The organism is Paraburkholderia sp. A1RI-2L, from assembly GCF_048957375.1.
Taxonomy (GTDB): domain Bacteria; phylum Pseudomonadota; class Gammaproteobacteria; order Burkholderiales; family Burkholderiaceae; genus Paraburkholderia.
In genome coordinates, this window is record NZ_JARBTA010000003.1 from 606,209 (window position 1) to 621,419 (window position 15,211).

General features: G+C 63.3%; 11 protein-coding genes and 1 pseudogene. All 12 read right to left on the reverse strand.

The features are described 5' to 3' along the window. Nucleotides 1–256: 256 nt before the first annotated feature. Nucleotides 257–2,239 (reverse strand): acetate--CoA ligase, encoded by a 1,983-nt coding sequence (acs, locus tag PWP93_RS25975; protein ID WP_421043493.1) that lies wholly within the window; start codon nt 2,237–2,239, stop codon nt 257–259. A gap of 145 nt (nt 2,240–2,384) precedes the next feature. After that, the gene (locus tag PWP93_RS25980) at nt 2,385–3,911 is read right to left on the reverse strand and encodes an aldehyde dehydrogenase family protein (protein ID WP_421046602.1); all 1,527 of its coding nucleotides are present in this window, start codon (nt 3,909–3,911) and stop codon (nt 2,385–2,387) included. A gap of 322 nt (nt 3,912–4,233) precedes the next feature. Then, the gene (locus PWP93_RS25985) at nt 4,234–5,358 is read right to left on the reverse strand and encodes a porin (protein WP_421046603.1); all 1,125 of its coding nucleotides are present in this window, start codon (nt 5,356–5,358) and stop codon (nt 4,234–4,236) included. A 201-nt stretch (nt 5,359–5,559) separates the two neighbouring features. Further along, a complete protein-coding gene (locus PWP93_RS25990; RefSeq protein WP_421046604.1) occupies nt 5,560–5,904 on the reverse strand; it encodes a hypothetical protein in 345 nt (114 codons plus the stop codon). 76 nt (nt 5,905–5,980) lie between these two features. Beyond that, a complete protein-coding gene (locus PWP93_RS25995; RefSeq protein WP_421046605.1) occupies nt 5,981–8,227 on the reverse strand; it encodes a heavy metal translocating P-type ATPase in 2,247 nt (748 codons plus the stop codon). Nucleotides 8,228–8,231: 4 nt separating this feature from the next. Beyond that, on the reverse strand, nt 8,232–8,819 hold the full coding sequence (locus tag PWP93_RS26000; RefSeq protein WP_421046606.1) for a c-type cytochrome: 588 nt from the start codon (nt 8,817–8,819) through the stop codon (nt 8,232–8,234). Further along, a complete protein-coding gene (locus PWP93_RS26005) occupies nt 8,816–9,412 on the reverse strand; it encodes a cbb3-type cytochrome c oxidase subunit II (protein ID WP_421046607.1) in 597 nt (198 codons plus the stop codon). The genes PWP93_RS26000 and PWP93_RS26005 overlap by 4 nt, the downstream gene beginning before the upstream one ends. Then, nucleotides 9,409–11,076, reverse strand: a complete 1,668-nt coding sequence (locus tag PWP93_RS26010; RefSeq protein WP_421046608.1) for a cbb3-type cytochrome c oxidase subunit I — start codon at nt 11,074–11,076, stop codon at nt 9,409–9,411. Before PWP93_RS26010 ends, PWP93_RS26005 begins: the two co-directional genes overlap by 4 nt. A gap of 70 nt (nt 11,077–11,146) precedes the next feature. Continuing rightward, the gene (locus tag PWP93_RS26015) at nt 11,147–11,461 is read right to left on the reverse strand and encodes a high-potential iron-sulfur protein (protein ID WP_421027882.1); all 315 of its coding nucleotides are present in this window, start codon (nt 11,459–11,461) and stop codon (nt 11,147–11,149) included. 52 nt (nt 11,462–11,513) lie between these two features. Beyond that, nucleotides 11,514–13,241, reverse strand: a complete 1,728-nt coding sequence (locus PWP93_RS26020; protein WP_421046609.1) for a methanol/ethanol family PQQ-dependent dehydrogenase — start codon at nt 13,239–13,241, stop codon at nt 11,514–11,516. A 418-nt stretch (nt 13,242–13,659) separates the two neighbouring features. Continuing rightward, nucleotides 13,660–13,824, reverse strand: a pseudogene (locus tag PWP93_RS26025) (glycogen/starch/alpha-glucan phosphorylase); the annotation flags it as partial. 199 nt (nt 13,825–14,023) lie between these two features. Beyond that, on the reverse strand, nt 14,024–15,139 hold the full coding sequence (locus PWP93_RS26030) for a porin (RefSeq protein ID WP_421046610.1): 1,116 nt from the start codon (nt 15,137–15,139) through the stop codon (nt 14,024–14,026). Nucleotides 15,140–15,211: the final 72 nt, after the last annotated feature.

A 15,211-nucleotide genomic window follows, 5' to 3' on the forward strand; every position in this document is an offset into this window, starting at 1 on the left:
GGCTTCGCTGGAGCGCGGCATCCTCTCGAATTGGCATCGGAAGGCCAATTCTCGCTGCTTGCCATCGGCTCGCTCGACAACGGCGATCTCCCTGGAAACGAAATTGCGGCGCGCCCGATCACCGGGCGACGCCGCAAGCAAGTCAATCAACGGAGAACGCGTAGCCGCGTACTACGATCCCACGCGGCAGCATCTTGGCGAGCGTTACGACATCCTAATCATTCATTCGATTAGCGACGGCTGCCCGTTATCTGATTCAAAGCGCCTCGCCAAGCTGATCGAGAATCGCCGGGTTTTCCAGCGTGGAGACGTCCTGGGTGATCGCCTCGCCCTTCGCGAGCGAGCGCAGCAAACGCCGCATGATCTTGCCCGAGCGCGTCTTCGGCAGGTTCTCGCCGAAGCGGATGTCCTTCGGTTTCGCGATCGGCCCAATCTCCTTGCCCACCCACGCGCGCAGTTCGGCAGCGAGCTTCACCGCATCGTCGCCGTGCGGGCGCGCGGCCTTGAGCACCACGAACGCCACCACGGCTTCGCCGGTCGTGTCGTCGGGGCGCCCCACCACGGCGGCTTCGGCCACCAGCGGGTTCGCCACCAGCGCCGACTCGATCTCCATCGTGCCCAGGCGGTGGCCCGAGACGTTCAGCACGTCGTCGATGCGGCCCATGATCGTGAAGTAGCCGGTTTCCTTGTCGCGCACGCTGCCGTCGCCGGCCAGATACAGCTTGCCGCCGAGTTCCTCGGGGAAGTAGCCCGACCTGTAGCGCTCGGGCTGCCCCCACACGTTGCGGATCATCGCGGGCCACGGGCGCTTCACCACGAGAATGCCGCCCTGCCCGTTGGGCACGTCCTGGCCGGTTTCGTCGACGATCGCCGCCATGATGCCCGGCAGCGGCAGCGTGCACGAGCCCGGCACGAGCGGCGTGGCGCCCGGCAGCGGCGTGATCATGTGGCCGCCGGTTTCGGTCTGCCACCACGTGTCGACGATCGGGCAGCGCTTGCCGCCCACGTTCTCGTAGTACCACATCCATGCTTCGGGGTTGATCGGCTCGCCCACCGTGCCGAGGATGCGCAGCGATGTGAGGTCATAGCTCTTCGGGTGCACCTTCGCATCGGCTTCCGCGGACTTGATGAGCGAGCGGATGGCCGTGGGCGCGGTGTAGAACACGGTGACCTTGTGCTTCTGGATCATCTCCCAGAAGCGGCCCGCGTTCGGGTACGTGGGGATGCCCTCGAACATGACCTGCGTCGCACCGATCGTGAGCGGGCCGTAGGCGATATAGCTGTGGCCCGTGACCCAGCCGATGTCGGCCGTGCACCAGAACACGTCCGAGGGCTTGTGATCGAAGGTCCACTTCATCGTTTGCGCGGCCCACAGCAGATAGCCGCCGGTGCTGTGCTGCACGCCCTTGGGCTTGCCGGTCGAGCCCGAGGTATAGAGGATGAAGAGCGGATGCTCGGCGCTCACCGGCACCGGCGCGCAGGTCTCGCTCTCGACTTGCGAGAGCTCGTGCATCCAGTGGTCGCGGCCTTCGGTCCAGCCGACCTTGCCGCCCGTGCGCTTGTAGACGATCACGCTTTTCACGGCTTCGCAGCCGCCCATGGCGATGGCTTCGTCGGCGATGTTCTTCAGCGGCAGCGCCTTGCCGCCGCGCATCTGCTCGTCGGCGGTGATGAGCGCGACCGCGCCCACGTCCACCATGCGCTCGTTGAGCGACTTCGACGAGAAGCCGCCGAACACCACCGAGTGCGTCGCGCCGACGCGCGCGCAGGCCTGCATCGCCACCACGCCTTCAACCGACATCGGCATGTAAATGACCACGCGGTCGCCCTGCTTCACGCCGCGTTTTTTCAAGGCGTTGGCGAAGCGCGAGACGCGCGAGAGCAGGTCCTGGTAGGTCACGTTGGTGACGGTGCCGTCGTCGGCTTCGAAGATGATCGCGACGCGCCCGCCGTTGCCCGCTTCCACGTGGCGGTCGAGGCTGTTGTACGAGGCGTTGAGCTCGCCGTCCTCGAACCAGGTGTAGAACGGCGCCTTCGACTCGTCGAGCACCTTCGTGAAGGGCTTTTGCCACGTCAGCGTTTCGCGCGCGAGGCGCGCCCAGAAACCCTCGTAATCGCGTTCGGCTTCGGCGCACAAAGCCTTGTATGCGTGCATGCCGGACACCGTAGCGTCCGCCACCGTTTGCGCGGAGGGCGCAAACACGCGATGTTCCTGAAGAACCGATTCAATTGCAGACATGTCCATTCCATATTGTGTATCCGGGCACATTAGGTGACGCCTGCTTCGGGCGAACGTACCTGAATTAGGCCGCTGAAAGCCGCCGGATTGCTACATCGCGGCGGTCATTCAGGGCAGGTGCTCATCCAGGCGCCACGCTATGCGCTCAGAAGAAGCCGAGCGCCTCGGGCTGGTAACTCACCAGTACGCACTTGGTCTGTTGATAATTCGACAACGCCATCTTGTGGGTTTCCCGGCCGATGCCCGACTGTTTGTAGCCACCGAACGCCGCGTGCGCGGGATACAGGTGGTAGCAATTGGTCCAAACACGTCCGGCCTCGATCTCGCGGCCCATTCTGTATGCGCGCGTGCCGTCGCGGGTCCATACTCCGGCGCCAAGGCCATAGTAGGTGTCGTTCGCGATCTCGATGGCTTCCTGTTCATCCTTGAAAGTCATGACCGAAGCTACCGGCCCGAAAATCTCTTCCTGAAACACGCGCATCTTGTTGTGGCCGAACAGCATGGTCGGTTTCACATAGAAGCCATTGCCGAGCTCGGCGCCAGGGGCCGCGCGTTCGCCGCCAGTCAGACATTGCGCGCCTTCGCCTCGCCCGATGTCGATATACGACATGATTTTGTCGAGTTGCTGTTGCGACGCCTGTGCGCCAATCATGGTGTCGAGGTCCAGCGGATGCCCGATCTTGATGCGTTCGACCCGGGCAATCGCCTTCTCGATGAAACGCTCGTAAATCGATTCCTGAATCAGCACGCGGGACGGGCACGTGCAAACTTCACCCTGATTCAGGGCAAACATGGCGAGCCCCTCGAGCGCCTTGTCGAGGAACACGTCGTCATGGTCAAGCACGTCGGCAAAGAAGATGTTCGGGCTCTTGCCGCCCAATTCGACCGTCGAAGGGATCAGATTGTCCGCTGCTGCATGAAGGATGCGCTTGCCGACGGGCGTCGAGCCCGTGAACGCGATCTTCGCGATGCGGTTGCTGGTTGCCAGCGCTTCGCCCGCTTCCTTGCCAAAGCCATTGACGATGTTGATCACCCCCGCAGGGAACAGATCGCCGATCAACTCGATCAGTACGAGCACGGAAGCCGGCGTCTGCTCGGCGGGCTTCATCACGACGCAGCAGCCCGCCGCGAGTGCAGGCGCGAGCTTCCATGCCGCCATCAGCAGCGGAAAATTCCAGGGAATGATCTGGCCGACAACACCCAGGGGCTCGTGAAAATGATAGGCGACCGTGTTGTCGTCGATCTCGGAGATGCCGCCCTCCTGCGCCCGGATGCAGCCCGCGAAATAGCGGAAATGATCGATGGCAAGCGGCAGATCCGCGAGCGTCGTTTCGCGCAGTGGCTTGCCGTTGTCGATGGTCTCGGCGACAGCGAGCAGCCTGAGATTCTTTTCCATCCGGTCCGCCGCCGCGAGTAGCAGATTCGCCCGCTCGGTCACGGACGTCTTGCCCCATTTGCGGCGCGCCGCATGTGCGGCGTCGATGGCGAGATCCACATCCGCACCGCGCGAGCGGGGCACGTTACAGAACGGCTGCCCATTGATCGGCGACACGTTCTCGAAATACTCGCCATCGAGCGGCGCCACCCACTTGCCGCCAATATAATTTTCGTACTGCTTGCGATATGGATACTCGATATCAACGCCCAGCTGTTTCAGATCAAACGGGTTCATCTTGCGTCTCCTGCTCAGTATGTGAGGTTCAAAGCGTGCTAATGGCACTCCGCCTTATCTGCAAAGTACGTGCCATGCGGACATGGAGCGCGCGGGCGCCGTCCCGCGGCATGAAATTCGCAGGCATGCGTGCACGCGTGTTGCTGTTTGGATCATCGGGTGTCACAAACTGTGGTCCTGTTGCAGAACGGCACAACAGAATCAAGCGCGTTGTGAGTCTCCAGGTATCTGTACCTGCGCGGGAAAAGCGCAGTGCGCCGGCCCGGCCCCGGAATGGGCAGCACTGGCGCCTGAACGCTGCACGCCAGTGCTGCTGTATCGATCAGAAGTGGTGCGCGATGCCGACGTTGACCAGCACGCTCTTCTCGCCCGGGGCGGTGCCACCGGCGACGATCGACGTCTTGAGGCTTTCGAGTGGATCGGCGGCACCGACCGCACCGGCATCGACGTACGCCACCTGTGCATACACAACGGTGCGCTTCGACAACGCGTAATCGTCGCTCAGCACCAGCGAACGCGTCGTGCTGTTGTGGCTGGCGCGATAGGTGTTGTAGTAAGCGGCCAGTTCAGCCGTATTCGCCGCGCTCCACTGGTAGCTGATGCCCGGACTGATCGAGCTCACGTGCGAGATGTCCGGGCCATAGATGGAGCGGTCGATCACATCGAAATAGTTGAGCTTGCCGGTTACCGGGCCAAACGATTTGGCCACGCCCACGCTCCACAGACGGCTCACGTTCTCGCCGGTCACGGAATCGGCAACCTGCTGATAAGCAGCGGACGCCGTGAACGGCCCCGTATAGGTCGCACCCAGCGAGATCTCACTGCCCTTGTGCAGGCTGCCCGCCACTCCGCCGAACGACCACGCGGCGCCAAGCCAGACGGGGCCGAGCGTGTTCGCGTACTGCAGCGCATTGCCGATGAAGACGCCAACGTCGTTACCGGGGTTGGTGCCCGCGCCCAGCGCGTTGCCGGGTGCCGCGAGCTGGTTATAGGCCCAGGTGTACAGGTTCGACAGGTTCTCCGCGAATGCGCGCGGCTCGGTCGTAATGGCGGCCAGAATCGACGGGCTGTACATCCGGCCCAACGTGAGCGAGCCATATGGCGTGGTCAGCCCGACGTTGGCCTGACGCCGGAAGATTTCCGACTGATAGCCGGGTCCCATCATCAGGGCGCCATTATTGCTGGCGAAGTGGGATTCCAGGTCGAAGGTCGCGGCCATGCCGCCGCCCAGATCTTCGTTACCCTTCAAGCCCCAGACGCTCGGATCAATGCCGCCAGTTGCGAGCTGGACCTGCGAACCCTGCCCCGTCGCCGCACGATTCTGATAAAGCAAACCCGCATCGATGGTGCCGTAGAGCGTTACCGAAGATTGCGCCGCTGCGGCGCTCGCCATCGTTGCAAGTGCCACAGCCAGCGTAATGCGTCGATAGTGTCGGATATGCATCATGTCTCCTTGATTTTCTGATTGAATCAAGCCTGATCGGCTTCTCTTCTTTTTAACTGCGAACCGCGCCATCGAATTGGCGCGCGCGAGGGGATTTCAACGATCGAGCCGGTTTTCAATATTTCATTCGCGCTCCATTTATTTTGTATGACTAATCAAGTAGATGCCTGAATCGCCGGATGCCAGAGCCTCGTCATCAAAGGCTCATCGAAGATCCGCTTTCGCCCGCCCGCCGTGCCAATGGGATAGCGCCGCGACGAACCCCAGCCACAACACGCCCGCCCACCTGACCGAAGCAAACCCGACAAACGCGCCGAAAAGCAGCAGCACCCAGCCGGGCAGACTGGCGAGTGCGGCGGCGTATTGGCGTGTACGCCGCGTCTCGTGCCATGCCAGCGACAGCACGATAGCCGCTGCGCCCAGGGTTGCGGCGAACCAGACCGGGTTGTATCGCGTTGCCGCGAACCAGCTCGCGCCGAATAGCCCCGCGTAGGTGGTCCAGCAGATCGCGCATTTCGGCGCCACGATCTGCAGTGCGAGAACTGTCAACCGCAGAGCGCGCGATACGACCCGGGACGTCGGGAGGCATGCGTCCAACGCCGCTGAACGGCAGGCGCATCGAGCGTCACGGCCAGGCATGGCATGACCTGGCAATATCGTCCATCGCGGCATCTCGCGAGCTGCCCGTGCGCAGCAGGCGTGCCGAGTTGAACGTGACCGACAGCGAGCTCGCGACCATCAACGCCGCTGCCATGGCCGCGGAGACGTGCCCGGTCAGTGCAAGAGGAATCGCCAGCAGGTTGTATGCGGCCGCGGCGACCAGGTTCTGCTTGATGGTGCGCGCGGTATGCCGTGCGAGCAGCAGTGCGTGATCGAGCCGCGCAATCCCTCCCCCCGTCAGCACGATCGCCGCCGAGGCCACCGACGACGCCGTAGCGCCCTCCACCGCCACCCCGAGATCAGCCGCGGCAAGCGCTGGCGCATCGTTGAGACCGTCGCCGACGAACATCACGCAGGCGCCAGCAGCCTGGGCAGCGTGGATGCGGCGCGCCTTCTCTTCGGGCGAGTGGCCGGCAAAGACATCGATTTCCGCAATACGCACCTTGCGGGCGATGTCCCGGGCGACATCGTCGGCGTCGCCGCTCAGCATCGCAACGGTGAGGCCGGACATGCGCAGACGCGTCACGGCATCGCGGACACCGGGTCGTGGCATGTCGGAAAAGGCCAGTGCACCCAGCCACCGATCCCCGCGCGCCACATGCGCCAGCGTGTGCGGCACGGACTTGAACGGCACGGCAACGCCGTTTTCAGCCAGCCATGCGGCCTGCCCCACGCGCAGGCAGACGCCATCCGCGCCCAGCCATTCGACGCCGGAACCCGGCACCGCCCGGCAGGTCCCGATGGCGCGATCGAGCACCTCGAGACGGGCTGCTGACACCAGCGAACGAATCGATTTCGCCAGCGGATGTTCGCTGCCACGCTCGGCCAGCGCTGCCATTTCAATCAGGAAATCACGATCGATACCTGGCGCAAGGCACAAGTTCGCAAGCCTGGGCCGGCCCTCGGTCAGCGTCCCCGTCTTGTCCAGATAGACGTGTGAGATTTGCCCGGCCTTTTCCAGCGCTTCGACGTCGCGAAACAGGATGCCTTCCCGCGCGGCTCGCCCGACACCCGCCGACAACGCCAATGGCACCGCCATGCCCAGCGCGCACGGACAGGTGATCACCAGCACCGCCACCGCACGCTCGAGCGCCGTCGGCCACGCCATCCCTCGGTACAGGCCCAGCATGCAGGCACCCACGGCCAGCATGCAGATCGCCGGCACCAGACGTCGCGTGAACCGTTCGGCGAGTGTCTGCGAGGCGGTCTTGCGCGCCAGCATGCGACGCACTTCGCGCGCGATCCGGTCCACCCGACGCGCCCCCCATGCGCCATGTACCAGCACGATCAGTTCGCCCTCGCCGTTGAGCGTCCCGGCCTCCACCGCGTCGCCGCAGCCGGCTTTCGCGGGCTGCGTTTCGCCGGTCAGCAGCGAGCGATCGAGCAGCGACGTGCCACGCACAACGATGCCGTCGAGTGGAATACGCTCGCCGGGCCGGATCCGGATGGCGTTGCCCGGCGCGACCCGCTTGGCAAGCATCACCGTCTCGGAACCATCCGCGTTGACGACGCAAACGTGCTCTGGCGGCAGATCGAGCAGGACTCGCACGGCATCCGCGGAACGGGCCCGCACCGATATTTCGATCAGGCGACCCGCGAGCAGGAAGGTCACGATGGTAGCCGCCGAATCAAAATACACGGCCGGGTTACCGCTCGCGAGACGCCACAGCGACAAGGCGAAGGCCCCCAGCGCGCCAAGCGACACCAGCAGGTCCATGCCCGGCGCGCCAGCACGCAGGGTGCGCCAGCCCGCGCGAAGGAACGGCCGCGCGCACCAGCCGATGATCGGCAGACACATCACGCCTGCAAACAACGCGAAGTCATATTGCGCCGCAGGCGACAGTGTGCCGTCGGGAGATAGATAGAGCGTCCATTGCGCGACCATCACCCACATGTCGAAGAACACCGCCACGGCCAGACGCAAGCCCAGATCCCGCCTGATCCTCGCGAAGTGCGCGCGGCGGTCGTGGCCGGCGCCCTCCGCAGCGCAGGCGTAACCGAGCTTATCGGCGGCAGAAAGGATCGAATCGAGTGTGGTCACCTGGCGATCCCACTGCAACTGGGCAGACTCCGAGGCGAAACTGACCGTGGCATCGAGCACGCCCGGTTGACGCTTCATTACGCGCTCCAGGGCGTTGGCACAGCTCGTGCACCACATGCCTCGCACGTCGAGTGTGATGCAGTCGAGAGTCGATGTGGCGCTCATGGACATATCGCTATTGCGCCGACTTCAGCTCGGCGTCGCCCTTCCACGGCGTAGCGCGACGGCCCAGGCGATCGCGTTCGGCCTTGACGAGCACAGCGTCGAGCGCAGGCGCATGATTGCCGAAGCGCGAGCGCACGTAGCTGCCGACTGCGGCGATTTCCGCATCCGACAACGTCCCGCCAAACGTCGGCATGGTGCCATTGAAATTCGCCCCCTTGACCGACAGCGCGCCCTCGATGCCGAGCAGCAGGATATCGGCAAGCTTGTGGGCGTCGCCATTTACCCACTCCGATTCGGCCAACGGCGGGAACATGCCCGGCAGACCGCTGCCCGTTGCCTGGTGACACGCGGCGCAGCGGCTCGAGAAGATCTGCGCGCCGTCTGGCCCTGGCGCTGCCGCAGCACCCGGTTGGACCGCCGTGCTGGCCGCGGCACCCTGCTCGGGCCAATACATTTCCAGCCAGAAATAGCTGGCACCCCACACTGTGAGCGACAGGACGGTGATCCACAGCAGCCAGGGCACGGGATGAGTGCGCTCACCGGGCTCCGCATGTTCGCGCAGGTCAATCAAGGAGTCGTGTTGGAAACGGCGGTTCATTGCATGGCTCCAGCTTCGGAAGCGGAAATCGGATAGGTGTGGTTCAGCGAAATCAGGTAGGCCGCCAGATCGAGCGCCTCCTGCGTGGCGACGATCTGGCCGTGCGCCGGCGCATACCGCGGCGGCAGGCTGATCACCTTTTCGCCGGGCGCGGCCTGCGTGACGTGCCGGAACAGAAACGGATACGACGGCATCACGCTGCCCGGCGACACCGCTCGCGGCTGATACAGGTGGACAAGATTCCAGTCGAGGCTGGGCTGGCGCACGCCGATATTGAACAGATCGGGGCCGGTGCGCGCCACGCCAAGCTGATGCGGGTCGTCATAGGCATAGTCGGCCGGCACCGAAGGGCGGCCCCAGCCGCGCAGCGCATCGGGACCGAAACTGGCCGCGCGCGGTTGCTGCGTATGGCAGTAGACGCAGCCCATCGAGATATAAGTGGCGCGGCCCCGCAACTGGGCCATCGTGTAAGGTGCGAGCGCTTGCGGTGCCGCCACGGCCCGCAGTTCCCGGTACGGCAAGGCCACCAGCAGGAGCGTGGCAAGCGCCAGCATGATCAGTGCGCCGATGAAAACGGTCAGCAGGCGGTTCATGCCCGCACCCCCAGCGAGCCCGCTTGCTCGACACCGCTGTGATCTGTCCGGTACACGCTGCGGCCCACTACCATCGCAACGAAATGACCGGCGAAGATCACATGGCCGAGCGTCATCAGCGCGCCGCCAACCGTGCGCGCCAGCAGCCAGGGTTCGAGCAGTGTCACCGATTCGATGAACGGGCGCGAGGCATCGAGCAGCGCGACGCCCTGCAGCACGCCGCCAATCGTCAGCGATACGAAATAAATCGCGAAGCCGACGCAGACCAGCCAAAAATGCGCCGCGATCAGGCACGGGTAGGGCCACGCACGTTCGAGCACGCGCGGCATGATGAAATAGATCGAACCGAACATGATCATGGAAAAGAAGCCATAGACCCCAAGGTGCGCATGCGCAACCTTGTATTGCGTGAAATGGACCAGCCGGTTGAAGAACGGTACGGCCTCGAGCGAACCCTGCAGGGAAACCAGCGTGTAGAGCATCGCGCCGAGCACCACGAAACGCAGCGTCGGCGAATGGCGCAGCGCGGCGAAGCGCCCCACCACGGTCATATGCTGGTTCACACCCACGGCCAGCACCGGCACGATCATCATCACGCTCTGCACCACCGACACGCTCACCAGCCAGCCGGGCACTGGCCCGCCAATCAGGTGGTGAATGCCAGCCTGACTGTAGAACATCGCGAGCGCCCAGAAGCCGACCAGCGAGAGGCTATACGAATAGATCGGACGCCCAAGCACCTTGGCGATGAAGTAGTAGGCCGATGCGAGACCGATCGGCGTGAGCCAGAGGCCAAGCACGTTGTGTGCATACCACCAGTTGACGATCGCCTGCTCTACGCCGGAATGAACGTGCGGGACCTTCGCGACCACATAGAGGATCGGGAACCAAAGCAGCGCCGCGCTCGCATACCAGACCGATACGTACAGGTGATCGACGGTGCGACGGCGCAGCGTGCATAACAGCGGCACCGCGCAGAGCGCGCCACCTGCCGCAAACAGGATGCCAATCTGCCAGGGGATCTCGAGCCATTGCTGGCCGTCGGTCCAGCCGCACAGGATCGCCGAGACGCCACCTGCCACCGCGCCATTCCAGACCAGCGCGCCGAGCGTGGCGAAGCGCGCGCCGGCCAGCTCGGTGCCGAGCAGGCGCGGCAGCATCCACAGCACGACGCCAAGACCGGCCATCGAGGCCCAGCCATAGGCGACCATGTTCAGATGCGCAGTACGGATCCGGCCGAATGTGAGCCAGGCGCTCTGCGTGAGGAAGTCGGGTGACGTCAGCTTCTGTGAGGCGATCAGGCCCGCCAGCGAGCCCAGCACGAGCCAGACGATGGAGGACGTCAGGAAGCCGAAAGCGGGCCAGCGGCTCGAACGGTCCTGCTTCAGACGCGCTTCGCAAGCATCGGGCGCGAGGGCGAATTGCGCGGTGCCGGCGTGGGCTGCACCCTCGGCGGCGCGCTCGACGGCCTGCAAGGCCGCGAGCTGCGCCTGCGGTGCGGCGGGGTCTTCGACGAAGCCGACCTCATGCGCGGCGAAGATCACCTCTGCCGCTGCGGGGCCTGCGCGCATGAGCCCCTTGCTCTGGGCCCAGATGAACAGGAACAGGCCGAGCATGGAGATCAGGAATGAAAGCGCCAGAAGTGCGCCGATAGTCAATGTCATGCGGAGAATGCCGGATTCAGGAACGGGAGGTGCCGGGCGAGCCGGCACCGGGCGGACTCAGGTGTGCTGCTCAGGCGCGCTTTGCATAAACGTTGCACCAGCCGTCCGCGGACACGGCCTTACCCGGGAACATCGGGCACGGCCCTGAGGGCTCGTTCGCCGCGCCAGTGTAGAACCGGCAGTTCGCACACTTCTGGCCCGCCTGATACTTGGGAAAGTGTGCAGCGTCGACTGTGCTGGCCTTGGCGCGATAGCCAAGGCCCTTGGCTGCCGGGTCGTTCTCGTCGACGGGCGGCGCACCCGCCTGTGCGCGTTGCGCCACGGCGAGCGCCGCGCACAGGCCCACGGTGTGGATCATGAAAGTTCTGCGTGCTTGGGAGACCATGATGTAGTGCTCGTTATGAAGATGAATTCGTGAGAGGCCGCACAGGCCTGAATCAGTCCTGCGCCAATGCGAATACGTAGAGCGTGCCGCCGCGCGGAACATCCTTGGAGACGTCGGCCATCGGTCCGCCCCAGATCGGATTGGCGCCGCCGTAGCCTGCCAGTACTGCTACGTATTCCTTACCGTCAACCTCGAAGACTGATGGCTGCGCGATGATGCCGCTCGCCAACTGCGGGCTGGTCCAAAGGATCTTGCCGGTAGCGGTGTCGAACGCATACAGGTGGCCGTCGAGCGAACCACTGAAAGCCAGACCGCTCGAAGTGGTGGCCACGCCGCCATTCCAGGGCATCCTGGTCCAGTGACTCCAGAGCTTCTTGCCGGTATTCACGTCGATTGCCTGCAGTTCACCGTAACCCTCGCTGCCCGGTTCCGGCTTGATCTCGAAGCCTTCGCCGAGATACGGCAGGCCCTCCATGTAGCTTACCGATTTGCCCGACAGGCTCATGCAGGCGTGCAGGGTCGGCACCACGGCGATATGACGGCTCGGGTCATACGACACTGACCACCAGTTCTTGCCGCCCAGAAAACTGGGGCATGTTTCGATAGTCGTACCGGCCTTCGGATACTTGCTCGCGTCGGCGATCGGTTGACCGTCCTTCGTGTAGCCGGTGACGGATTCCGTCTTGACGAAGGCCTTGGCATAGATCAGCTTGCCGGTCGTGCGATCGATCGCGTGGAAAAAGCCATTGCGGTCGGCGTGCACGATCGCGTCGTAGTGTTTGCCCTGATAGGTGATCTTCGCGAGGATCGGCGTGTTGACGCCGTCGTAGTCCCACGTGTCGTTACGCGTGAACTGGTAGTGCCACTTGATCGAACCATTCGACGGGTTGAGCGCGAGCAGCGAATCGGAGTACAGATTGTCGCCGGGACGCAGTGCGGCCAGCCACGGGCCGGGGTTGCCCACGCCCCAGTAAAGCGTGTTGGAGGAGACGTCGTAGGTGCCGGTCAGCCAGGCCGCGCCGCCACCATGATCCTGCATGCCTTCGGGCCAGGTTTCGCTGCCCTTCTCTCCCTTGCCCGGAATCGTATTGCGCTTCCATTGGATCGAACCATCCTCGGGGTTCAGCGCCGCGATATAGCCGCGAATGCCGTACTCGCCCCCCGATGTGCCGACCACGATCGAGCCATTCAGCGCGAGCGGCGCAAGCGAAAACGCGTAGCCGAGACCAGGCTCGAACATCTGCTTCTTCCAGACCAGATTGCCGGTCTGCGCGTCGATCGCGGCCACTTCGCCGCTGAGCATCGCGACATAGACGTTCTTTCCATACAGCGCGACGCCGCGATTGACCACATCGCAACAGGCCGTCTTGAACGACTCCGGTCCGAGCTTCGGCTCGAACTTCCATAGCTGCTCACCAGTTTTCGCGTTGAAAGCGTAGACGTTGTCCTTTGGCGTGCTAACAAATAGATAATCGCCGTTGACGATCGGGGTTGCTTCGAAGCCCTGTTTCAGGTCGTCAGGGAATTTGTAGGCCCACGCCTGCTTCAGATTTGCCACGTTCGACGCAGTTATCTGCGTTAGAGGCGAATGCGATTGACCGTCATAGGTGCGGTAATAAGTCAGCCAGCCCGGATCGCCCTGCGCGCTGGACAGCCTGCCGAAGGTGACGGGCGGATAGTCGGCGGCCGCGCGCGCCATGCCGCCACTGAGCATGGCCACTGCGGCAAGCCCTATCCCCCATGATCTCATTCGGAATGCCGACGCTACACGTTCTCTCATCATTGTCTCCATGTGAATTTGCATGACCGCTCGATAAACGCAGGAACACCTCACGCCCGGAAGGGCTGGGGCCTGGTACCGCAGCTACAAAGCAAACCACATGCCAACATGGCGATATCCTTGCTGGACAAGGGTTTAGGACATTTTTGTCAGCACCTCGCGCATGCAACAGTCAACACGAAATTTGTTGCGTTTCGCCACAACCGGGCAACGGACATGTCACCAGCCAGGACAGCGAACGATACGGACCGAACACGGCCTGCAGGGTTCGTCAGACAGGCATCGACAACAATTTTTTATAGAGGAATACTGAGTGATTGGCGGCGCTGCCGGGAACCTGTTCGCGCAGCGCGGCTTATGGCAGGATGCGTATCGTTCAGTTGCGTGGTGAGGTGAACATGAGGGCGAAACGCGAAACGGGCTCGTCATTCGGGTACGGCACCCAGCACGGTGTTTCGGAGATTACCTTGTGCTGTACGGCCTGGTAGTAGTCGCCGGCGTTGAAATCCTGCAGGTCGAAGGACTCGATAGCTTCGCTCTTCCACAGGCGCAGCGTGTTGCACGTATCGACGCGAAGGCCGGGTTGTCGGCTTGAACTTCCTGAGGGTGAGAGAGCAGCAGATTTCGACCGTGTATCACGCTTCCATGAGCGGACTGGCAGCTATACGCATCCATCTTCTGTGGGCTGAGCAGCACGAGTTTCGCGAGCAACAGTGGGATCGCCACGTTCAGGCTGCTCCACCGCCCCCCGCACACACGGCGGGCGGTGCTCATCCAACTGGTCAGAACCTCGTCTGGATCCCGACCCGCCCCACAAACTGATAATTGCTGCTGGACGGGCCGAACGTGCCGTCGATGGCCGTGGTCGCCCCGGCGTTGGCGATCTGATACGACGTCTCGGCATAGACCGTCGTGCGCTTCGACAAACTGTACTGAGCCACGGCATTGATTTGATGCGCGTGATTGTTGTCGACGCCCGCGTTGCCCCACATGTACATATAGTTCGCCCCCAGCCCGAATGCCGGTGTCACGCGATACGTGCCGCCCGCCTCGACCATGTTGACGGCCGCACCATTTTGTGTGTTGCGCGTATTGGTATAGAGCAGTGTCAACAGCGCGCCGCCGATCGAGTAGCGCGCGCCCGCCCCCCAGTTGCGGATACTCCCGCCTTCGAGCACCGCGTACTTGACATTCGTATAGGCGGCCCCCACGGCAAGCGCCCCCCTAGCATAGCTCACGCCGTAACTCGATGCGCTGTTCTGACTGAAATTGCCGGCGGTCCCGCCGAACGCGTACATACCGCCGAACTTGAGTCCGCTAAAGTTCGCCGACGTGTATTTCACCGAATTCGACAACGCTTCGGCGCCGTTCATATGATCGAAGTTATAGGCTTCGTTTGGCGGCGAATCCGGCAGATTCAGGCCGGAGAACGGACCGTCACGGAAGTTGTACAGGCCGCCCACGTATAGCGCCGAATCCGCACCGACGTCTGCGAGCAAGGTATCGACCATGAAGTCCTGCTGGCGGCCCATTGTCAGGCTGCCGTAACGGTCGCTCGCGAGGCCAGTCCATGCTTCGCGGGCAAAGAGACCGCCGCTCGTCATCGAGCTGTTGCTGGGCGAGGCGATGATCGAGCCGTTGCCGAGCGAGAACTGGTTGACGAGACGGAACTTCGCCTTGAGGCCGCCGCCCAGATCCTCTGTCCCCTCCATTCCGAAGATGTTCGGCACCGCAATGCCATCCGCCATCTGCCAGTTCGATTTACCACCCTGATTGCTGATATACGACACGCCGGCGTCCAGCAAGCCGAAGATCGTGACGCTGCTTTGCGCGTGGGCGACCGGTGGTGCAAGGCCAATCAGCGCAGCGAGCGCGCATTTCCCGTACTTCCTCCCCATCGACAACCTCCAATTTTCATCAATGATTCGTCATGCTTAGTAATAGCCCGGCATCGTCGCATAGTTGATACG